The 20,967-nt window shown below is 36.0% G+C and carries 20 protein-coding genes; 9 read left to right on the forward strand and 11 right to left on the reverse strand.

What is annotated here, in order from left to right:
- Positions 1–175 precede the first annotated feature (175 nt).
- Positions 176–337: a hypothetical protein gene (locus tag DYR29_RS00165; RefSeq protein WP_167498792.1), complete on the reverse strand. Its 162-nt coding sequence runs from the start codon at positions 335–337 to the stop codon at positions 176–178.
- Positions 338–547: 210 nt separating this feature from the next.
- Here DYR29_RS00165 and DYR29_RS00170 point away from each other — a divergent pair, with 210 nt between their 5' ends.
- The 3 genes from DYR29_RS00170 (at position 548) to DYR29_RS00180 (ending at position 4,338) form a co-directional block, all read left to right on the forward strand.
- Positions 548–2,194: an ABC1 kinase family protein gene (locus DYR29_RS00170; RefSeq protein WP_213278684.1), complete on the forward strand. Its 1,647-nt coding sequence runs from the start codon at positions 548–550 to the stop codon at positions 2,192–2,194.
- A gap of 104 nt (positions 2,195–2,298) precedes the next feature.
- Positions 2,299–2,808, forward strand: coding sequence for a hypothetical protein (locus DYR29_RS00175; RefSeq protein WP_213278685.1), 510 nt, complete (start codon positions 2,299–2,301; stop codon positions 2,806–2,808).
- Between the two features lie 177 nt (positions 2,809–2,985).
- The gene (locus tag DYR29_RS00180) at positions 2,986–4,338 is read left to right on the forward strand and encodes a DEAD/DEAH box helicase (RefSeq protein ID WP_213278686.1); all 1,353 of its coding nucleotides are present in this window, start codon (positions 2,986–2,988) and stop codon (positions 4,336–4,338) included.
- A gap of 40 nt (positions 4,339–4,378) precedes the next feature.
- Here DYR29_RS00180 and DYR29_RS00185 read toward each other — a convergent pair whose 3' ends face one another.
- From DYR29_RS00185 to DYR29_RS00205, 5 genes are all read right to left on the reverse strand, one after another.
- On the reverse strand, positions 4,379–5,341 hold the full coding sequence (locus DYR29_RS00185) for a tetratricopeptide repeat protein (protein ID WP_213278687.1): 963 nt from the start codon (positions 5,339–5,341) through the stop codon (positions 4,379–4,381).
- 10 nt (positions 5,342–5,351) lie between these two features.
- Positions 5,352–6,008, reverse strand: a complete 657-nt coding sequence (locus DYR29_RS00190; protein WP_213278688.1) for a GDSL-type esterase/lipase family protein — start codon at positions 6,006–6,008, stop codon at positions 5,352–5,354.
- Positions 6,009–6,073: 65 nt separating this feature from the next.
- Positions 6,074–6,538, reverse strand: a complete 465-nt coding sequence (locus DYR29_RS00195) for a lipocalin family protein (protein ID WP_142716295.1) — start codon at positions 6,536–6,538, stop codon at positions 6,074–6,076.
- A 316-nt stretch (positions 6,539–6,854) separates the two neighbouring features.
- Positions 6,855–8,018 (reverse strand): iron-containing alcohol dehydrogenase, encoded by a 1,164-nt coding sequence (locus tag DYR29_RS00200; RefSeq protein ID WP_047423365.1) that lies wholly within the window; start codon positions 8,016–8,018, stop codon positions 6,855–6,857.
- A 113-nt stretch (positions 8,019–8,131) separates the two neighbouring features.
- Positions 8,132–8,539: a winged helix-turn-helix transcriptional regulator gene (locus DYR29_RS00205; protein WP_213278689.1), complete on the reverse strand. Its 408-nt coding sequence runs from the start codon at positions 8,537–8,539 to the stop codon at positions 8,132–8,134.
- Positions 8,540–8,637: 98 nt separating this feature from the next.
- Between DYR29_RS00205 and lpdA the strand changes: the two genes are divergently transcribed.
- Positions 8,638–10,038, forward strand: coding sequence for a dihydrolipoyl dehydrogenase (lpdA, locus tag DYR29_RS00210; RefSeq protein WP_213278690.1), 1,401 nt, complete (start codon positions 8,638–8,640; stop codon positions 10,036–10,038).
- Positions 10,039–10,288: 250 nt separating this feature from the next.
- Here the strand turns inward: lpdA and DYR29_RS00215 are convergent, their stop codons facing one another.
- From DYR29_RS00215 to DYR29_RS00225, 3 genes are all read right to left on the reverse strand, one after another.
- Positions 10,289–10,894 carry a hypothetical protein gene (locus DYR29_RS00215; protein WP_213278691.1) on the reverse strand — a complete coding sequence of 202 codons (606 nt, stop codon included), beginning with the start codon at positions 10,892–10,894 and terminating at the stop codon, positions 10,289–10,291.
- Positions 10,895–10,929: 35 nt separating this feature from the next.
- Positions 10,930–11,334: a hypothetical protein gene (locus DYR29_RS00220; protein ID WP_213278692.1), complete on the reverse strand. Its 405-nt coding sequence runs from the start codon at positions 11,332–11,334 to the stop codon at positions 10,930–10,932.
- Positions 11,335–11,405: 71 nt separating this feature from the next.
- Entirely contained in the window at positions 11,406–12,125 is a 720-nt protein-coding gene (locus DYR29_RS00225; protein ID WP_213278693.1) for a hypothetical protein, read from the reverse strand.
- 130 nt (positions 12,126–12,255) lie between these two features.
- Between DYR29_RS00225 and DYR29_RS00230 the strand changes: the two genes are divergently transcribed.
- Positions 12,256–14,790 (forward strand): phosphoenolpyruvate carboxylase, encoded by a 2,535-nt coding sequence (locus tag DYR29_RS00230; protein ID WP_213278694.1) that lies wholly within the window; start codon positions 12,256–12,258, stop codon positions 14,788–14,790.
- Positions 14,791–14,922: 132 nt separating this feature from the next.
- Here DYR29_RS00230 and DYR29_RS00235 read toward each other — a convergent pair whose 3' ends face one another.
- Positions 14,923–16,524 carry a S8/S53 family peptidase gene (locus DYR29_RS00235; RefSeq protein WP_213278695.1) on the reverse strand — a complete coding sequence of 534 codons (1,602 nt, stop codon included), beginning with the start codon at positions 16,522–16,524 and terminating at the stop codon, positions 14,923–14,925.
- A gap of 88 nt (positions 16,525–16,612) precedes the next feature.
- Between DYR29_RS00235 and DYR29_RS00240 the strand changes: the two genes are divergently transcribed.
- From DYR29_RS00240 to DYR29_RS00255, 4 genes are all read left to right on the forward strand, one after another.
- Complete coding sequence (locus DYR29_RS00240) at positions 16,613–17,737, forward strand: DegT/DnrJ/EryC1/StrS family aminotransferase (protein ID WP_047423358.1); 1,125 nt, start codon at positions 16,613–16,615, stop codon at positions 17,735–17,737.
- Positions 17,737–18,147, forward strand: coding sequence for a hypothetical protein (locus DYR29_RS00245; RefSeq protein ID WP_213278696.1), 411 nt, complete (start codon positions 17,737–17,739; stop codon positions 18,145–18,147). The genes DYR29_RS00240 and DYR29_RS00245 overlap by 1 nt, the downstream gene beginning before the upstream one ends.
- Before the next feature lie 9 nt (positions 18,148–18,156).
- Positions 18,157–19,179 (forward strand): UDP-glucose 4-epimerase GalE, encoded by a 1,023-nt coding sequence (gene galE, locus DYR29_RS00250; RefSeq protein WP_213278697.1) that lies wholly within the window; start codon positions 18,157–18,159, stop codon positions 19,177–19,179.
- Between the two features lie 149 nt (positions 19,180–19,328).
- On the forward strand, positions 19,329–19,781 hold the full coding sequence (locus tag DYR29_RS00255; protein ID WP_047423355.1) for an adenylyltransferase/cytidyltransferase family protein: 453 nt from the start codon (positions 19,329–19,331) through the stop codon (positions 19,779–19,781).
- A 138-nt stretch (positions 19,782–19,919) separates the two neighbouring features.
- On the opposite strand, the gene DYR29_RS00260 is transcribed toward DYR29_RS00255, so the two are convergent.
- Positions 19,920–20,912, reverse strand: coding sequence for an acyl-CoA thioester hydrolase/BAAT C-terminal domain-containing protein (locus DYR29_RS00260; RefSeq protein ID WP_213278698.1), 993 nt, complete (start codon positions 20,910–20,912; stop codon positions 19,920–19,922).
- Positions 20,913–20,967 lie beyond the last annotated feature (55 nt).

Here is a 20,967-nt window from a genome sequence, read left to right on the forward strand (position 1 = left end):
ATATAAGCGGGCTAAAGCCCGCTTATTATGTATTTATCTGTAATAAAGGCTTTAGCCAAAACTTATGGTCTGTTGCCGTTTGATATTGTTTAAAGTTGTAGCCATGCTATAAAAAAGACTGCCCGGAAAGACAGTCTCTTTTTATTTTACCTAAAATTTTCTTTGAGTGAGCAGATTACATGTACTGCGGACATACTACAGCAGGGCAGATCAATTTTGGACATCTTGGTCTACCGTCTGTAGGACAGCATTGGTTTGAGCATCCGATAATGATTCCGTTTCCTGCAATCCCTTTTAATTGCTCTCTTGAAAGTTTGTTGTTACGTAAATTTTTCATGTTGTAATACTTTTGGTTTGTTTTATTTGTACGCTGTAAATATATTAATTTTTATGATAAATGAATGTTTTTGTAATTATTGATGTATTTATTTCTTTAAAACACTGATTACGTGTTACTATTTTTAACTTTGTACATTGGTGTTGTTGCAATAATTCTTTTCATAAAGGAACAGTTTTTGGAGTAAATTGCACCTACTATTGATATACTATGTTTGATAAGCAGCAAAGAAAACTGAAAAGATCCGCAAGACTGATTTCCGTATTGAGTAAATATGGATTTAAAGATATTCTGGCAAGGATGAATGGAGGAAATAAGCAGGAAGAAACTCCCGGCTCAGACGAGATTATTTCAAAAGGAACCGTTTACGAAAGAATAAGACTGGCTCTTGAAGAGCTAGGACCTACTTTTGTAAAATTAGGCCAGACATTCAGTAACAGGGAAGATTTATTACCACCGGAGCTGATTCAGGAGCTGCAGAAACTTCAGGACAAAGTGGAAACAGTAGATATGGATGTAGAAGAAGCACTGGAAAGCGAATTCAATATTTCCGTAAAGGACTATTTCCGCGAAATCCAGAAACAACCTCTGGCCACAGCTTCCATTGCACAAGTGTATAAAGCCGTTTTGCTGGATGGCAGTCCGGTAATTTTAAAACTGAGAAAACCTGATGTACAATCGGTTATTGAGGATGATTTATTGTTGATCAAAGACATTGAAAAGCTGATTTCTGCCTATTCTGAAATAGGAGAAAAACTGAATCTGAAACAGGCGATTTCTACCTTTGAAAGATCTTTGCTCGAAGAGGTTTCTCTGACTAATGAAAGAAATAATATCCTGCAGTTCCGTCTGAACTTTAAGAATAATAAAGAAACCTATGTTCCTAAAGTCTACGAAGAATTTTCCAACAACAATATTCTTTGTATGGAATTTATCGACGGGATAAAGGTTACCGATAAATCAGTGCTGCTGGCAAATGATATTGACCCTGTAAAAGTTTCCGAAGCGGGATTAAGGCTGTTTGTATCACAGATTTTAGACTATGGATTCTTCCATGCAGATCCTCACGCTGGTAATATTTTAGTGAAAAAAGACGGTAAAATAGTCTTCATAGATTTTGGAGCGGTAGGAAAAATTCAGCCTAATGATAAAGAAATTCTTGAAAATCTTATCGTAAGTTTTGTCGCCAAAAACTCCCATAAAATAGTCCGGTCACTCAAAAAAATGGCCATAAGCTATGAAATACCGGACGAAAGACGGTTTGAAAATGATGTAGAGGATATCTTGAATTTTGTTCACAGCTCATCACTGCAGGATATTAATGTTCAGGTGATCATCAACAAGATGAAGGATATTCTAAAGGATAACAGGCTTTATATGCCGGATTACTTCTATCTTTTATTCAAAGGGATCAGCCTGATAGAAGGTGTTGGAAGAAGTATTAATCCTGATCTGGATATCGTTAAAAGTCTTCATCCTTACACGAAAAAGATTTTCACAAAAAAAATAAATCCTAAGAACCTCTTGAAAACAGGGATGGATAGAATGATGAATTTCACGGATAATGTAGATGAAATCCCGAAAGAGCTCCGTTCTGTTCTTCAAAAACTGGATGAAAATAAATTCACCGTTTCCAGCGAAATTAAAAATATAGACAAGACCAACCAGCTGATCAAATCCAGTGTGATCAATCTGATTCTGGCCATGATCTTAGGGGCAAATATCATTGCAACAGCCATCGTTTTTAGTTCAGAATCCGGTCCGAGAATAGGAGAGTTGTCGTTAGTAGCAGTCTTAGGCTTTGTATTTTCAATTATTCTGGTCCTGATACTTTTACTGAGAGTAACAAGAAAGTGATACGCGAATTAAAAATGAAATAATTCCAATAATTTTTCCATTCTGCACTATAACCTCGAATCCCGAATCTCGCAACCCGCATTTAAAAAAAACAAAAACCCACAATGAAAACACTTATTATAACCGCAATCACCTTATTCAGCTCTTATTGTGCTGCTCAGCAGACAGATGAAGATAAACTTCAGGGAGATTTTGACGGAAACGGAACCAAAGAATATGCCTATACAAAAGTCAGTGACTGTGGTGACGAGTGTGAAGGAAAGTGCGAAACAACTATTTACTTCAGTGATAAAAGCATAAAGCCTATTACGATTTCACCAGCCAATCAGGGAAGCCTGTATAATCTGGGAGATCTTAATGGCGACGGGAAAGAAGAAATCGGGTTTTATCCGAATTGGTGTACCAGCTGCTGGCATCCTTTTTATGTATATACTTTAAGTAAAACCGGTTGGAAACAATTATTGCCATCCATTTCAACGCATTGTAACCAGTGGGAAGAAGACAAATTTCCTATCAAAAAAGATCCCAAAAAGAAAGGATACGTTATCGTTACCTCCAGCAAATGGGAAGATGATGACATTAAAATCAAGGTCAATAGCGTAAAAGTAAATTAGGAAATTAATTTGTTGCTGGTTGTTTTTTGTTGCTGGTTTAATGTATTGTTATAAATGTTCCTTGGGTTAATTAAATATAATCAGTGAATCGCTCTTAATAACGAGTTCCTGCAACCTGTTGCCTAATATCTGCAACCCCTAATTTTTAACTTGTAATTAAATACCTATCTTTGCAAAATGGAAAAACTCACTTTTGCAGATTTTGACCTGCCGGTTAAAATTCTTGATGTTTTAGCGGATTTGGAATTATTTGAACCTACACCCATTCAGGAGAAGAGCTTAAAACCTATTCTTTCAGGAAGAGATGTAATGGGAATTGCACAGACCGGAACCGGAAAAACATTGGCTTACCTTTTACCCGTTCTGAAAACATGGAAATACAGCAAGACAGGAAATCCAACTGTTTTGGTTCTTGTTCCTACAAGAGAATTGGTGGTACAGGTAACTGAAATCCTTGAGAAACTGACAGAAAATATTACTGCAAGAGTAATCGGAATATACGGAGGAAAAAATATCAATACCCAGAAACTATTGTTCAACGATGGTTGTGATATTTTGGTAGGAACACCGGGAAGAGTGATGGACCTTTCCATAGACAATGCTATTTCTCTTAAAGAAGTTCAGAAATTAGTCATTGATGAATTTGATGAGATGCTTAACTTAGGTTTCAGACCGCAGCTTACTCACATTTTTGAAATGATGAAACCAAAGAGACAGAACATTCTTTTCTCTGCAACCATGACGGAAGCGGTAGATGAAATGCTGGATGTGTACTTTGCAAGCCCGATTGAAATTTCATTGGCAAAATCCGGAACACCACTTGAAAAAATTGAACAGACTGCCTATAAAGTAGAAAACTTCAATACGAAGATCAACTTACTTGAGTATTTGCTGAAGAACGAAACTGATATGTCTAAGGTATTGATTTTTAACAATAATAAAAGACATGCCGATCTGCTCTTCACTAAAATTGATGAGCTTTTCCCTGGACAGTTCGATGTGATTCACTCTAACAAGTCTCAAAATTACAGACTTAAGGCGATGAAAAGCTTTGAGAATGAAGAGGTAAGAGGTTTGATTACTACGGATGTAATGGCCAGAGGTCTTGATATTTCAAATGTTACCCATGTTATCAACTTTGAGACACCTGATATTCCTGAGCAGTACATTCACAGAATCGGTAGAACAGGTAGAGCAGACAAAGAAGGAAAAGCGGTTACGTTTGTTACCAAAAAAGAAGAACCTTTGATTCTTGATATTGAGCTATTGATGGATAAAGAATTGAAATTTAATGAATTCCCTGAAGGCGTTAAGATCAATCCTAAAAAGATCGCGGCTGAAGAAGATCAGGTGGTGATGAAAAATCCTGCACAGGTAAAACTGAATGATGGAGGAGGAGCATTCCACGATAAGAAAGCTAAAAATACAAAAGAAAACTGGGGTGGTCCTTCCAAAAGAAAAGCACCTAAGAAGTTTGGAGCCAACAGAGCCCAACAGAAAGCAATATCGAAATCGAAAAGAAAGAAATAAAATAGAAAACGATTCCAGTATCAGGAATCGTTTTTTATTTTTAATCGAATTGAATGTTGTTGCTTTTTAAAATTTCTTTAAACTTATCTGCTTTGCCTTCATCTTTCATACTCTTGTAAATGTATCCTATCATTTTTTCAGCATCAGATCGGTACGGTGATTTTTGCTCAGAATAAATCCTGTATGCTTTACAAATATTATCAAGACCTTTCTCATTATTCTTCAGATGGGTAAAGTAGACTTGTCCCATTCCATAATAAACTTCCGGATCACCTGGATATACTTTGTCAAAATCGTTATAGGCATCAATCGCTTTCTGGTATTCTTTTTTATAGACATACGTTATGGCTATATTCTGTAAAGGCATTTTACCTGTCGGATCAGCAGCTAATGACTGTTTATAAGCATTGAGAGCTTTATCATATTCTCCGACTCTTCTGTAACAGATTCCCAGATTGTCCCATGCATAAATAAATTTTGGATCAGCTTTTACGGCCTGTTCATAATTTTGAATAGCTTCTTTCCAGTTTTCCTGTTTGGATGCGTCAATGGCATTCTGATACAAATCAAGAGCAGTTTTATTTTTGGAGAACTTGTCATGATTGGTTTCTGAAGTTGTGGTAGCTCTTTTTACGCTTTCGCAGTTTTGCATCAGATAACGTTCAAGTTCGTTATAGCTGTCTTTGTACTGCTGTGAATTTTTATTCGTATTAAAAGTCAGGTTAATCTGTTTTTTTCCGTTAACGCTTGGTGCGTTTTCAGATTGTTTTTCTGCTCCTTGCAAAAGAGTAGATATTTGAAGCGCTCCGGTGTATTTGTCAATACATTCATGAACATCTTTGATGATATCTTCTTTCTTTCTGTTAGACAGAGAAATAGAATCAGCACATTTACACGCTTTTTCTGAGAGTTCCTGAAGAACTTTTTCATTAGGCTTCTCCTGAGAAAAAGAAAGAGAATACAATAAAACGGAAAATAGAATGGTTATTGTTTTTTTTATCATGGGTTGTAGTTTATTTCAGGTAAGGTGTGATCACTTTGGTCCAGATTTTATATCCCTCCGGCTTAAAATGAAGCATGTCTTCCACAAAAATATCTTTTCTTACATTTCCATTAGCATCTTCCATTGCTTTAGTCACATCAATGAATTCTGCATTGGGTTCTTTTTTCATAAATGCGGCGATCTTTTTGTTGGCAATTTTCATCTGCGGCCAGATCACTTCTCTGCTTGGCGAGTATTTGATAGAGATATAATCCACTTCAATATTGGGAAATTTTTTACGTATTTTTTTATAAAAAGCTTTATATCTGTCAACAACTACTTTTGCTTTTAGCTGATGGTTGTCTGCAAAATCATTTTCACCACAGTAAATAATGATCTGTTTAGGCTGATAAGGGGCTAAAAGATCCTCCGAAAAATCATTAAGGTCTGTAAGTCTTGACCCTCCGAATCCTCTGTTGATGATTTTTTTATCAGGAAAATAATCTGCGATATCAGTCCATTTTGTGAATGATGAACTTCCCAGAAATAAAATCGCATCCTTTGGCGGCGGGTTTTGCTGATCCTTTTTTTTGAATTCCTGGATGTCCTGCCAGAACATCGTTTTTTTTTCCTGAGAAAAGGCAATAGCAAAATACAGCAATAGAAATGCTGATAGAATCTTCTTCATTATATTCAGTTTTAAATTAGATATAAAAATAATAAAAAACTCCCGATTAGCGGGAGTTTTATGATTTATCTTTTGTAAGTAACATAAGTAACTTCAGGAATTTTGTCTCCATCCAGATCAAAATTTCCGAACTGTTGAGCTAGCCTAAGTTCTTTGTTTGTCAGGACATCTACTCTGTAATTTGCCGATGCCTCTTCGTCACCAAGCTTGATTCCCAAAACTTTTGAGTCAGCATCATACGTATACCTTCCCTCACTTTTTTGATCCATTTGACAGTCAGCACCTGTTCCTGTAAATGCTGTATAACTCACGTAATAATCTGTTCTGAAGAAAAGAGTATTTTTAGCTGCACATCCGGTGTTTGGATAAGATTGAAGCACTGTTTTATTATCTTTTCCGGAAATTATTTCCCTTTTAACTTCCTTCCAATCTCCCTTCATGATATCCATTTCGTAAGCTTCAAGATTGTCATCTTTACAAGAAGTAAGCGCCAGGGCAGAAAAGGTAAATAAAAGTAGCTGTTTTTTCATTTTCACAAATTTTAAGAATATGCTAAAATATAAATAAATTTGAAATATTTATAATGAAATAATGATTTTTTAAACGAATGTTTGTAAATTGAATAATTTCGATAGCGTAATCAGTATTTTTAAGCGTAGAAAGCCGTTAAACATAAAAAATTGATTTAAAGAGTATACAACAGATTGGTTGATACTATGTAAAATCAAAAGAAGCGGACCAAAACCCGCTTCCCTATAAATAAATTGCCATTCTTTTGCCTCAGTCAAAACTTAGAAGTTCAGTATAGTCTTAAACTTTAAACCTTACATTTTGAACTTTGAATGATTAGTAGCTCATCTCTACAATCTTATAAGCATCCTGCGGAGTTAATTTTTTATACTCTCCAAGACCTAGCCATTTTCTGTCTGTAAAGGCCTTCTCAACCTTTTCAGCGGTTCCTTTAAAGTCTTCTGTATACTCAGAAAGTTTCGTTTTGATATGAAGGCTGTGGAAGAATTCTTCCATTTTTCTGATACCCAGCTCTGCTTTTTCTTCTACACTTCCGTCTTTTATTCCCCAGACTCTCTCTGCATATTGTGCCAGTTTTCCTTTTTTATCATCAAAGTTATAACGGTAGTGGGATGGAGCGATAATTGCCAGCGTTCTTGCGTGATCAATACCGAAATAAGCCGTCAGCTCATGACCCATAGCATGTACTGCCCAGTCTGTAATCACTCCTTTCTGGATCAGGCCGTTCAGAGCCATTGTACAACACCACATGAAGTTTCCGGCAGCATCATAATTGAAATCATCGGCCAATACTTTAGGAGCGGTTTCCTGAAGACTGATCAGGATGCTTTCTGCAATTCTTTCCTGAAGATCAGCAGAAGAAGGAGCAGTCATGTATTGTTCCAACACGTGAGTGTAGGCATCTGTAATTCCGTTCACAATCTGGTTTTTTGGAATTGATCTGACTACTTCCGGATCCAAAACAGAAAACTGTGGGAAAAGTCCGGGGCCTCCTGAAGATAATTTCTCATTGGTTTCCCTTCTTGAAATAACATACCCTGAGTTCATTTCAGAACCGGTTGCAGGTAACGTTAAAATGCTTCCGAACGGCATTCCCTGTCCTTCAAAAGTTCTTACAGAATTTCTAAGGATATCCCATGGCTCACCATCATAATTGGCTGCTGCAGAGATAAATTTTGTTCCGTCAATTACAGATCCGCCACCAACAGCAAGAAGATAAGTGATATTCTTTTCTTTAATAAAGCTTAAGGCATTGATTAAAACCTCATATTCAGGATTGGCTGGAACTCCGCCAAATTCATATACTTCATGATCTTTTAAAGCTTCTTTTACCTGATCGTAAACACCATTATTTTTGATGCTTCCGCCTCCGTAAATCATTAATATTTTGGCATCTTTAGGAATTTCTTTGGAAATTTTAGCAATTTCACCTTTCCCGAAAAGTATTTTTGTTGGATTTTTAAACTCGAAATTAAGCATTGTTCTAAATTTATTTTACCCAAATTTACGGAATGGAAAAAGAAAATTGAGTTAACGAAATTTTAAAATTGCTATTATTATATTTTATGAAAGCTATGGCTTCATGAAGCAGATTAAACTTCAGATGAGAGATAGGCTTTAGCTCTTCTGATAAAAGCTTCTTTATCCTTTTTAATCTCTTCCAGTAGTTTTTTCCGGTCATCGGGAATAGTGAGGTATTGGTCTCCCCAAAGATTGATTTCAACGATTACCGGAATAAGATCAATGCCTTTCTGAGTCAGAAAATAGAGAATTTTCAACTTGCTGTCTGGATGGTCTTTTTTATCAATAATTCCGTTGTCCAGAAGATTTTGAAGTCTGGAAGCCAGAATATTGGTGGCTATTTTTTCATCAGCCTTCAGGAAGTCTCCATAAGTACATTCCTTTTTCAGCATAAGATCTCTTATGATTAGCAGGGACCATTTATCACCCCACATTTCCAGGGAACAGCTGATCGGACAGTCTGATCTTTTTTTGCTCATATTGTTAATTTTAAAATAATGCTTGCAAAATGAAAGTGTTTGTTTTAATTTTGCTTTTATTTTGCAAGTAAATTTAATCATAAAAATTAATAAATCAAATGGATCATTATGACATTGCCGTAATCGGCTCAGGACCCGGAGGATATGTAGCTGCAATAAGAAGTGCACAGCTGGGTTATAAAACTGTAATTATAGAAAAGTATGATACATTGGGAGGAACATGTACCAATGTAGGATGTATCCCAACTAAAGCTTTACTGGACAGTACCCATCATTATGCAGAGGCACACCATCAATTCAGTGAACACGGAATAAAACTGGACAAGATTGAACTTGATTTTCAGCAAATGTACAGGAGAAAAGCAGAGGTAGTCTCCAAAAATACCGGAGGTCTTGATTTTTTAATGAATAAAAATAAAATTACTCGACTGAAAGGAACAGCAGGTTTTGTTAATAATTCTACGGTGAAAATTGTAAACGGATCTGAAACAAAAGAAATTACAGCTCAGCATTATATCATCGCGACAGGATCAAAGCCAGCAAGTATCCCGGGAGTGGAAATTGATAAGAAAAGAATCATTACCTCTACAGAAGCATTGTCTTTACAGGAAAAACCGGAATCCATGATAATTATTGGCGGTGGAGTCATTGGAGTAGAAATGGCGTCTATTTTCAACCGTATCGGAACAAAAGTGACCATTTTGGAATATGCTGATCATCTGATTGCTGCGATGGATCACGAACTGGGAAAAAATCTACAGAAAATCCTGAAAAAAGAAGGAATTGATATCCGTCTTAATCAGGCTGTTTATAGAACTGAGAATTCGGGCTCTGGAGCCAAAGTGTTTTTTAAAGATAAAAACGGGGTAGAAGGAGAGTTGGATGCAGACTATGTTTTGGTAGCGGTAGGAAGAAGTCCTTATGTAAAAGGTCTCGGTCTTGAAAATACAGATGTACAGCTTGATGAGAGAGGATTTATTAAAGTGGATGAAAATAACCGCACATCAGCTTCCAATATCTATGCGATTGGCGATGTTATCGGTGGGGCAATGCTGGCTCATAAAGCGGAAGAAGAAGGTGTCTTTGTAGCAGAAACCATTAACGGACAAAAACGCCACGTTCATTATAACCGAATTCCTTCTGTGGTGTATACTTGGCCTGAAGTAGCTTCAGTAGGATATACCGAAGAATATCTGAAAAAAGATAATATTGCTTACAACATTGGAAAATTTCCGTTTTCTGCCAGCGCAAGGGCCCGGGCTTCAATGGATATGGAAGGTTTTGCAAAAGTCCTGGTAGATCCGAAATACGGAGAAGTGCTGGGAGTTCACATCATTGGGGCCAGAGCAGCAGATTTGATCGCTCAGGGTGTTATCGCCCAGGAATATGAAGTAACGGCAGAAGATATGTTCAGAATTTCTTACGCCCATCCAACGTATTCCGAAACCCTGAAAGAAGCTTACCTGATTGCCTCAGGACAGGGAGCTATTAATATATAAGATTAATATATTTAAATTAAACCATTAAGGTTAATGAAGACAATAAGCAGAGTTAAGACCCATCTGTGATAGAAGAATATGCATACCGCTAAAAAATAGCTTTAGCTATTCACCTTAACTATTCTTATCAGCTTAAAAAATCTTAATGGTTTAAAATATGAGATTATCAATTTTATCGCAGATAAAATCCTTGCGTCTTAAAATATGAAGTATATAAAGCTGTTTTGCGCCTTGGCGTTTTCCAAAAAAATTATAAAGCAGAACAGTTTTCATCCTTTGCATAGATTCCATTACTTTTTGCCTCCAACTTTCCGGTTTTTCTATTGATTTTAACCAAAAAAGATTCTTTCACAACCGGACAGCCCTTAGACTGCATAAGATACATAGAGATATGACGATCCTCAATTTTATAAGCTCCGGTAAAACGGTTACTCGTATCCACTGAATATCCATATGTTTTTGCCAGCAGAATAGCTTCCGGAAGATTGTCCACAGTTCCGATAAAATCTCTTAACTGCTGTTCATTGGAAAAATAAACAGATCTTTCATTTTTGCATGCAAGGATATATGAAAAGCAGTTGTTGCCCATACATTTCTGGAAAAAACCTCTTTCCGGAACAGGTTCGTTAATCGTCATAAAATCGGGAGTCTGACTTTCATAGATTACTGCTTTTTCATAATCAGTGTCATTGCTGAGCACGCGCCAGTAGGCATAGTCTTTATCAGGAATAACGAAAGGATAGAGATAATCTACGGTATCAAGGATATCAGGAATTTTTTTATAATCATCAGGAACCTTGATCTGGCCAAAAAGCAGATTGGAAAAGATCAGGGAAAAAGTGATGATGAGTTTCATAGAAAAGGTGTTTTGCAGTGCAAATGTAAAGAGAATTATTCCAATACAATTTTATAATATCCTTTTTCATCAGTTACATCAATATCTATACCCGTAAAAGTCAGTTTATTGATTTGATACCCATCACAAGCACCTTTAAACTCCGATGACTGTATTGCAAAATCAAGGTTTTTGATATTAGAATAAAATTTATAATTTTTTGTTCCGTTATAGGCACCTACATTTTCTACAATAACCTTGTTGTCTGATGTTTTGGTTAATTGGACATTAGCATTGTTTTCATCCTGAACCGAATAGGTGGTCAATGTTCCGTTGGCAATAAGATTTTCATTATTGGAATTTACGAACTCAAAAATGATGGGTAACGGTGGATTGTAACAATCTTTTTCACAAGAAATGAACAGAATTGCTAAGAGTAAAAAAGTAAATGTTTTTTTCATGGATTATGGATGTTATACGAGTAAAATTAATGAAAATTATATTAAAATGACTCCTAGGTATATCTCAAGAATTAGTCGAGCATATATTCCACAAACGGGACAATTCTGTTATTCTCAATTTTTCCTTTGATATAAACAGAATCACCGTTCTTGAAAATATATTCATTGACAAGAAGATTGTTTAATCCTCCAGGTTCAAAAAAAGACTGAATCCAGGGATGCTGGTCTTTTAATAAAGAAATTTTTTGAGTTCCTTTGGGTTTATAATCTTGCAGATAGTAGGGTGTTCTATCGCTGGTTGTGTAAGTTTCGTAGACAAACGGTATATTTCTTTGATCCGGATTTTTTATGATACACTTATTAAAATCAATAGGATATAGTTGCCCATTGATTAAAAGTTGAGCTCCTTTGGAATAACCTGCTGGCATAACGTAATCGAATTTTTCGTAAATTTCTTTAGATCGTTTGTTTTGTTTGACGGTACCCACGCGCAGCAGATAGAATGCCGCATCTTTTCCTGATAGAGGAGCTGAGATCGTTTGGTCTGTATAAACGGTGCATTTAAGAACAGGTAATGAGTGAATGGCATCTACCTGCTTATTGTACTCATCAACTCTTTCCTGCATTGATTCCATACTGCCAAACACAAAAGAGCTAAAAGCTATTGCTGAAAAAACAAAGACCAGCATAAACACTCCAAATATGATTAAAATAGTTTTCAGTCCCTTTTTGTCAAGCTGGGTTCCGTTGGTTTTAATATTTACATTGGCGTTGAAATTGAATTTGATCATGGTTCGTTTAAATAGCTTTCAAAACTAATTAATTCCTGAATAAAAATTAATATAATTTTTTGCTTTTACTCCGTTAATTTTTTGTCATTTGTCAACCCAACTCATTCCAAAATCACTTACATTTGTTATTATGATACACGACCAACGCGCAGAAAAATTCAGGCAGATCGTGGAAAATAAATTCCAGATCTACAATTCATTATTTATGAGCCTGCCATATGATAAAATGACGAATATCGGAATGTTGCTTCCGTTTCTTTATGAGGAAAGCAGAACCGGCTATGAAGCAGGAAAAACTCCCGAAAATATTGTTGAAGAATTTTTTAAAAACCATACCGATCTTCAGACTGAGGAGCAGAAACTGGAACTGCTTTTCAAGATCATTCAGTATATAGAAAGACAGGTAGTTTTGTTTGACAGTATTGAAGATGCTGCTTTTCCCAATCTTCACTCCGAAAGTGACAGCGGGACTGTAACCAATCTCTTTGAACGTTCTTTTCAGGATCATAAAATTGAAAAAGTACGCGAAAAATTAAAAGATTTTAGTGTAAAAGTTGTGTTTACGGCGCATCCCACTCAGTTTTATCCAAGCTCAGTACAAAGGATTATACAGGATTTAAGAGGAGCTATTACCAGTGATTCCGTTACTCAGATTGATATGCTTCTGCAGCAATTGGGGAAGACTCCTTTTGTCAACAAAGAAAAACCTACTCCTATAGATGAAGCTTTAAGCATCATTTCATACCTTAGATATGTGTATTACGATACCATTGGCGAATTGTTTACGAAGATCAAAAAGACATTCGGAAACGGACATTTTCACCTTCATGAAGATATTATCCAGCTTGGATTCTGGCCTGGAGGAGACAGGGACGGAAATCCGTTTGTAACAGCACAGGTAACGAAAAGGGTAGCAGAAGAACTTCGTTCAGCCATTCTGAAGTCCTATTACAGTCATTTGAAATTCATCAGAAGAAGATTGAGTTTCAGAGGAGTTTCTGAAGTTTTAACCCAATTAAGTGAAGCGTTGTATGCTGCCATTTTTGATGGAAAAACTATTACAGCTGAAGATATTTTAAAGAAAGCTGCAGAAGCGGAAAAAATATTAGTCAATGAGCATAACGCTTTGTTTTTAGATCTTCTGGCCAATTTCAGAGATCGGGTGATGATCTTCGGAACTCACTTTGCCACGTTGGACATCCGCCAGGACAGCAGGATTCATCAGAAAGTGATTGATGAGGTTTTTGCAAAAGTATCCGGGAATGAAGATGCTGATTACGAACAAAAATTCAATAAACTGATTCAGATTTCGGAAAGCGTAAACCCCGAAGATTTTGAAGATATTGTGAAAGATACATTGTTAACGGTTTCACAGGTTACAGATATTCAGAATCTGAATGGGCTGAGAGGAATGAACCGTTATATCATTTCCAATTCCGATGCAGTGAAAGATGTGATGAATGTCTATGCATTCTTTAAGATCTGCGGGTACAAAGACGAGGATATCAATATGGATATTGTCCCACTTTTTGAAACGATGGAAGGACTTGCCAACGCAGAAAATGTGATGAATGAACTGTATCATAATCCTGTCTACAAAAAACACCTGGAAAAAAGAGGAAACCAGCAGACCATTATGCTTGGATTTTCTGATGGAACCAAAGATGGCGGATATTTAAAAGCCAACTGGGAAATTTATAAAGCAAAAGAAGTATTGACCAAGCTTTCCGAGCAAAACAATATCAAAGTTGTATTCTTCGATGGCAGAGGAGGACCTCCAGCCAGAGGAGGTGGAAAAACCCACGATTTTTACGCTTCTCAGGGAAAAACTATTGCTAATAATAAGATTGAACTTACGATTCAGGGGCAGACCATAACCAGTATTTTTGGAAATAAAGAACAGGCAAAATATAATTTTGAACAGCTTCTGACCGCCGGTGTAGAAAACGATGTATTCAAAAATGCCAAAAAAGAGCTTACGGAAAAAGAAAGAGCCTTGATCATCGAATTGGCGGATATCAGCTATGGAAAATATTCAGACTTAAAAGCCCATCCTATGTTTGTTCCTTACCTTCAGGAGATGAGTACCCTTGAATATTACGGAAAAACAAATATCGGAAGCCGTCCTTCAAAAAGAGGAAACGGAAGCGAACTGAAGTTTGAAGATCTGAGAGCGATTCCGTTTGTAGGTTCATGGTCACAGCTGAAACAGAATGTTCCCGGGTTCTTCGGTTTTGGATATGCCATGCAAAAGATGAAAGAACAGGGAAGATTTGAAGAAGTGAGGGAACTGTATAAAGGGTCGGATTTCTTTAAAACGTTAGTATTGAACTCCATGATGAGTATGAACAAATCCTATTTCCCACTAACTTATTATATTAAAAATAACCCTAAGTTTGGCGCATTCTGGAATGTTCTTTTTGAAGAATATGAGCTTTCAAGAGATATTATGCTGGAACTGACCGGTTTCAAAATGCTTCAGGAGGAAGATCCTTTGTCAAGAAAATCGGTGAAGATCCGTGAAAAGATCGTACTTCCATTATTGAGCATTCAACAATATGCGTTGATGAAAATACAGAAAGGTGAAGGTAATAAAGAAGCTTATGAAAAGCTGGTAACACGTTCACTATTCGGGAATATTAATGCAAGTAGAAACTCTGCTTAAGATATTTTTAAACAATCATTTTGTATAACATTGTACAATGGTATATCAATAGAAACGGGCTTTAGCCCGTTTTTTTATTATCAACAATCCATGAGCTTTAGCTCAAACTTATATTTTAAGTTATAAAATCATTTATTCCTTTAAGAATTTATCATAATAAACTTTATCCTTCATCTGAATTTTCAGATAATAAGTTCCTTTTGCAAAATCCTCCACTTGTATAGATTTCTGATGGCTGCTTTTTCTGATCAGTCTTCCCAGATTATCATAGATTTCCAAAGAAAGAACTTCCTGCTCTGATGCTATATTCAGAATGTTTTTAGCAGGATTCGGGAATATAGAAAACTTTTCCTTTTTTACCATTTCAGAAGTATTCAGAACCATATTGTACAGACTTCCGAAGTTGAGAATACCATATCCTATCTGATCTGAATGGCCGGGATAAAGCGAAGCTGTTTGTCTTAACTTTGTTCTCATCTGTTCTCTGTCCATCGTTGGAAATGCCTGGATAAGACACGCCACACCTCCTGCAGCAATAGGAGTCGAAATGGACGTTCCGTTCACAACTGTAGTAGCATTGTCATACACTGTAGTGGTAGCAGTTCCCTGAGTACTTCCGTCAGGTTTTACCACTCCAAGAGAATTAGGACCGAAAGAAGAAAATCCGGATGCATTTCCTGCAGAATCTACAGAACCGATAGAGAATACTTTAGCATTGTCAGACGGGGTCATCAGATAATGCCATGGCTGTAGCCCTGAATTTCCGGCGGCAGCAAGAACAAAAATTCCTTTTTCAGCAGCAATACCCGCTCCACGGGCAATGAAAGAAGTGCTTCCGTTCATATCTGCATAGGTATAATTGTAACGGCTCTCATCAAAAACATTGTATCCCAGTGATGAGGTGATGATTTCTACCCCTTTTCTGTCTGCTTCCTCAGCAGCTTCAATCCAATATAGCTCTTCTTCAGGAACTTCTACATTGGCATTTTCACTTCGGTAAAGATAGAAATCAGCATCCGGGGCCGCACCAACAAATATGTTTTCAATATATCCGCCGATAGCTCCTAACACAACAGAACCGTGCGGACTGAGCGCGGTATTGTAAATGTTTCCGGTTTTAGTGACGAAATCATAGGCCGCTTTTATATGATTACCGCTCCATAATCTTGAAAAAGCACTTCCCGTATTCACTGTTGGGAATCCGGCATCAATGACTGCTATAGAAATTCCTGTTCCGGTATAACCCGCCAGGTGAAGAGGGCGGATATTAACCTGATCAATTTGGCCGGCACCGGAACCATAATTAAAAGTGGTGAGTATTTTATTGAGACTGGCATCATCTTTCCATTTTGTGGGCACAGTTTTTACAGTGGTTGAACTGTTTCTGGCAAAACTTTCAACAGATAAAACAAAAGACTGAGCCTGCAGCAGTGTTTTTTGGGCAGGAGTAGCATTCACCGCTGCTCCGTTAAGCCATTTTGAATAATCGGTAATGGTAAATCCTAAATTTTGAAGATTCTGAAGGTAAGACTGTTCAATAGGAGCATCCTGATCATTGAGAGGAATTCCCAGCGTCGTACGTCTGTTGAGCGATTTCTGGCTGAGTTCAGAAAGAGGATTTGCATAAAATGCAGCTTTGTTGGGCTTATCAGTAAAGAAAACAAAAACAAGTTCTGTTTGGGCAGATACATGAAGATAACCCGTTAGGAAACAAAAGAGTAAAAGTTTTTTCATAACATTATTTTGTATAAAGATAAAAACAAAATCAATAAAATTTTTGATAGGATATTAAATTCCTTATTTTTACAGAAATATTTATTATATGAAAAAAATTCAGATGGTTGACTTGCAAAGTCAGTATTACAAAATAAAGAATGATGTAGACAATGCTGTTTTGAATGTAATGGACTCTGCAGCGTTTATTAACGGACCTGAAGTAAAGTCTTTCCAGAATGAATTGGAGTCTTATTTAGAAGTAAAACATGTGATTCCGTGTGCCAATGGTACAGATGCATTACAGATTGCCTTAATGGCCCTGGATCTGAAAGAAGGAGATGAGATCATCACAGCTGATTTTACTTTTGCTGCAACGGTAGAAGTAATTCACCTGCTTAAGCTAAAATCTGTATTGGTAGATGTAGATTATGATACATTCACCATTTCTACAGAACAGATTAAAAAAGCCATTACGCCAAGAACAAAAGCGATTATTCCGGTACACATTTTCGGACAGTGTGCCAATATGGAAGAAATTTTGAAAATTGCTGAAGAGCACAATCTATACGTTATTGAAGACAACGCTCAGGCAATTGGTTCAGAATATACATTCTCTGACGGAACTGTAAAACAGGCAGGAACAATGTCTACAGTAGGAACAACTTCTTTCTTCCCTTCAAAAAACCTTGGATGCTACGGAGATGGTGGAGCGATTTTTACCAACAATGACGAATTAGCACATCGTTTGAGAGGAATTGTGAACCACGGAATGTACGAAAGATACTATCATGATGAAGTAGGAGTAAACTCCCGTCTGGACAGTATTCAGGCTGCAGTTTTAAGAAAAAAACTTCCTCACCTTGATTCTTACAACGAAGCAAGAAAAAGAGCTGCAGATTTTTATGATGAAGCATTTGAAGGAAATCCGAATATTCTGACTCCAAAAAGAGCTGAAAATTCTACTCACGTATTCCACCAGTATACTTTAAGAATCCTGAACGGAAAGCGTAATGAACTTCAGAAGTTTTTAACGGAAAAAGAAATTCCTGCAATGATTTATTATCCGGTAGCATTAAGAAAGCAGAAAGCATACTTCCAGGAAAGTAATGATGCAGACTTTGTAAATACAGATAAGCTGTTGGATCAGGTAATTTCTTTACCAATGCATACAGAATTGGATGAAGAGCAACTGAAGTATATTACGGATGCTGTTCTTGAGTTTATGAAATAATGAAACAAAAGATATTTAAGTGTAAGTTGGTATACTATTTAGCAGTAATCACCAGCTTATTACTTTTCATAATATCAGCATTTTTGGTTCTTGAAATATTTAATGATTTTAGTTTATTGAAAACATTATTTATTGGTATTTCGTTAGTTATCAATTCATTTGCATTTGTCAATTTAGTTGAAAAATATGATAAAGCTATTTTGTTCCTGAATCTTAGTCTGTTTTTATCCATAATGAGTTTAGGTTATCCTTTATTACTTGGATTTTTAAATGGATATTATATTGTAGGACATTTTACTTTTAAATTTTTAATTGTATTGATATTGAGTTTACTGATTGTAAACCTATTTAAGGTGAAAAGATATAAGGGCGTTAACGAAATAGAAAATATAGGAAAACACGAAGATTAAAAAATAAAAATGGCAATACTTGTTACGGGAGGACTTGGATATATCGGTTCTCATACGGTGGTAGAACTTATCAATAGTGGCTTTGAAGTAGTTATTGTAGACGATTTGTCCAATACGGAAAGGTTTATTTTAAAAAATATAGAAGAAATTACAGGTAAAAAGCCGGCTTTTTATCCTTTTGATCTAAGAAGGAAAGAACTTCTTACTCAGGTTTTTGATGCCCATCAGATCGATGGCTGTATCAATTTTGCAGCTTCTAAAGCAGTAGGAGAGAGCCAGATAAAACCTGTAGACTACTATGAGAATAATTTATTCTCACTGATAAATATTCTTCAGGAATTTAAAGTAAGAGAAATTTCCAACTTTATTTTCAGTTCATCCTGTACAGTATACGGGCAGGCAGATGTAATGCCGATTGATGAAAATACTCCTTTAAAAGTACCTGAAAGTGTGTATGGGAAAACAAAACAAATGGGAGAACAGATCCTGATTGATTTTGCAAATGCCTATCAACGTAAAATTTCGTTATTAAGATATTTTAACCCGATCGGAGCTCATCCTTCTGCAAAACTTGGAGAACTGCCGATAGGAGTTCCTAATAACCTGGTACCTTATGTGATGCAGACGGCTTCAGGAGTACGCGAGAAACTGAATGTTTGGGGAGATGATTATGCTACAGAGGACGGGACAGCCGTTCGTGACTATATTTATGTTGTTGACCTGGCTAAGGCACACGTTGCAGCTTTAAAAAAACTGATGGAAGACTCTTCACCTGAAGCTGTGATTGATACCTACAACTTGGGAACAGGAAAAGGTTCATCTGTGCTGGAAGTGGTGAAAGCATTTGAAAAGGCCAATAATGTAGAAGTGCCGTATCAGATCTGTGCCAGAAGAGAAGGAGATATCACTATTGCGTATGCCAACGCTGAAAAGGCCGAAAAAGAACTCAACTGGAAGTCTGAAACCTCTCTGGAAGAATCTTTAAGAACGGTTTGGGAATGGCAGAAATATTTAAATACAAGGAATGTATAATTTCAATGGTTATGAAATTTTCCTGACTATATGAAAGAACAGGTAAAGAACGAATTATATAAACAAATTACAAAACACCTTCCCTGAATCTTTTGTTTTATCCTTTAAAAAGACATTTAATTCAGAGAAGTTTTTAATTCAAAATTAATATGAAGACACAGAGAATAGGGATTACATTTTCCTCATTTGACTTATTACACGCTGGCCACATCAAAATGCTTGAAGAAGCTAAAACGGTATGTGACTATTTAATCGTTGGACTTCAGATCGACCCTTCCCACGATCGTCCCAACAAAAATAAGCCAAGCCAGACTATCGTTGAAAGGTATATCCAGCTGAAAGCAGTAAATGCTGTGGATGAGATCATTCCTTATTATACAGAAGAAGATCTATTGGATATTTTAAAATCATTTGTGATTGATGTAAGAATCATTGGGGATGATTATATGGACAAAGACTTTACAGGTAAGAAATACTGTGAAGAAAAAGGAATTGAGATCTTTTATAACAAAAGAGACCATAGGTTTTCCACCAGTGATCTAAGAAGAAGAATCTATGAGGCTGAAAAAGAAAAAGATTCCAAAGCTGAACCTGTAAAATAAATTTTCAGCAAAATATATCAGGAATTATAGATAACAAACAGTTGTAAACAAGAGTTTTACAGCTGTTTTTTTATTTTGCCGGAAGCAGCTGGAAATTACATTTTAAGAATATGAAATTACTTCTTTTAGCTATATTTTCTATTTAAAGTCTTTGTCAATGAGATTCAGAAAGTCAAAAAACATTTCTTTCCAATGGCTTATTTTGGTTCCGTCTTCTTTTATTTCTTCAAAATTATGATTGCAGTTCAGATAAACTTTGCTTTTCAGATTCGTTTTTCTGTGACGGATAAATTCTGTGGTAATTAAATCACTGGTTTCTACAGGTACTTTATCATCATGGCTTCCAATGGTGACGAAGATGGGAATTTTTAACTTCAGAAGATTTTCTATAGGAGGTTCGTTTATTGCAACATTCCATTTGTAGGTATCGCCATTAAAATAATCTTTTATCGAGTCAGGATTTTGATAAATTTCATTATAACCTTTCATCAATTCATCAATTTTATCCTGAGCCTGGCTGGCACTTAATTTCCCTTCCAGCATTTGTCTTCTGGTAAAAAGTATATCATTAAATATCTGAGGTGTTGCATTCCCTGCTGAAAAGCAAATATGGGTGATGTTTTTATTGATAGCAGCTAGCTTTGCTACCACGTCACTACCTTCAGAATGTCCAAGCACAGCGATTGTTTTAGCATTGGGGTAAATTCTTTTCTTTATGAAATTAACAACTTTATCGGCAACTTCAGCTCTGTCTAACACATTATTCCTTCGTGTAAATGTTAGGGAAGGTGTATAATTATTTAATGTTTTTGAGTAATAGGGAAGTCCAATTTTCTGTATATAAACGAATGCATAATCTTTTGGAAACTCTGCCATTAATTTTTTTGGATAGTTATTGTAACAGCAAGGTTCTGTATCATCACCATTAACCATAGGTAAATCACCACTTCCCTGCAGATAGATGAACACTTTTTCCTTTGGTAAATTATCTGCAGTATAGATATAAAAACGTACTGTGTCACTTTTATCAGGAATAATGTATTCTTTTAATTTTTGTTTTTCAGGAGTCTGTGCCAATAGAAAGATTGGAAAAAGGAGTAGGATCAACAGGGTTCTTTGAAATAGATTCATAGGTTATTTTTAGTTTTAGAAAATAGATCTGTATTTTTCTTGAGTACTCTCTTTT

The sequence above is a fragment of the Chryseobacterium indologenes genome, from assembly GCF_018362995.1.
Classification (GTDB): Bacteria; Bacteroidota; Bacteroidia; order Flavobacteriales; family Weeksellaceae; genus Chryseobacterium; species Chryseobacterium indologenes_G.

Coding starts and splice junctions, on each gene's coding strand:
- DYR29_RS00165 (WP_167498792.1), bottom strand. CDS start 337: ATGAAAAATTTACGTAACAACAAACTTTCAAGAGAGCAATTAAAAGGG.
- DYR29_RS00170 (WP_213278684.1), top strand. CDS start 548: ATGTTTGATAAGCAGCAAAGAAAACTGAAAAGATCCGCAAGACTGATT.
- DYR29_RS00175 (WP_213278685.1), top strand. CDS start 2,299: ATGAAAACACTTATTATAACCGCAATCACCTTATTCAGCTCTTATTGT.
- DYR29_RS00180 (WP_213278686.1), top strand. CDS start 2,986: ATGGAAAAACTCACTTTTGCAGATTTTGACCTGCCGGTTAAAATTCTT.
- DYR29_RS00185 (WP_213278687.1), bottom strand. CDS start 5,341: ATGATAAAAAAAACAATAACCATTCTATTTTCCGTTTTATTGTATTCT.
- DYR29_RS00190 (WP_213278688.1), bottom strand. CDS start 6,008: ATGAAGAAGATTCTATCAGCATTTCTATTGCTGTATTTTGCTATTGCC.
- DYR29_RS00195 (WP_142716295.1), bottom strand. CDS start 6,538: ATGAAAAAACAGCTACTTTTATTTACCTTTTCTGCCCTGGCGCTTACT.
- DYR29_RS00200 (WP_047423365.1), bottom strand. CDS start 8,018: ATGCTTAATTTCGAGTTTAAAAATCCAACAAAAATACTTTTCGGGAAA.
- DYR29_RS00205 (WP_213278689.1), bottom strand. CDS start 8,539: ATGAGCAAAAAAAGATCAGACTGTCCGATCAGCTGTTCCCTGGAAATG.
- lpdA (WP_213278690.1), top strand. CDS start 8,638: ATGGATCATTATGACATTGCCGTAATCGGCTCAGGACCCGGAGGATAT.
- DYR29_RS00215 (WP_213278691.1), bottom strand. CDS start 10,894: ATGAAACTCATCATCACTTTTTCCCTGATCTTTTCCAATCTGCTTTTT.
- DYR29_RS00220 (WP_213278692.1), bottom strand. CDS start 11,334: ATGAAAAAAACATTTACTTTTTTACTCTTAGCAATTCTGTTCATTTCT.
- DYR29_RS00225 (WP_213278693.1), bottom strand. CDS start 12,125: ATGATCAAATTCAATTTCAACGCCAATGTAAATATTAAAACCAACGGA.
- DYR29_RS00230 (WP_213278694.1), top strand. CDS start 12,256: ATGATACACGACCAACGCGCAGAAAAATTCAGGCAGATCGTGGAAAAT.
- DYR29_RS00235 (WP_213278695.1), bottom strand. CDS start 16,524: ATGAAAAAACTTTTACTCTTTTGTTTCCTAACGGGTTATCTTCATGTA.
- DYR29_RS00240 (WP_047423358.1), top strand. CDS start 16,613: ATGAAAAAAATTCAGATGGTTGACTTGCAAAGTCAGTATTACAAAATA.
- DYR29_RS00245 (WP_213278696.1), top strand. CDS start 17,737: ATGAAACAAAAGATATTTAAGTGTAAGTTGGTATACTATTTAGCAGTA.
- galE (WP_213278697.1), top strand. CDS start 18,157: ATGGCAATACTTGTTACGGGAGGACTTGGATATATCGGTTCTCATACG.
- DYR29_RS00255 (WP_047423355.1), top strand. CDS start 19,329: ATGAAGACACAGAGAATAGGGATTACATTTTCCTCATTTGACTTATTA.
- DYR29_RS00260 (WP_213278698.1), bottom strand. CDS start 20,912: ATGAATCTATTTCAAAGAACCCTGTTGATCCTACTCCTTTTTCCAATC.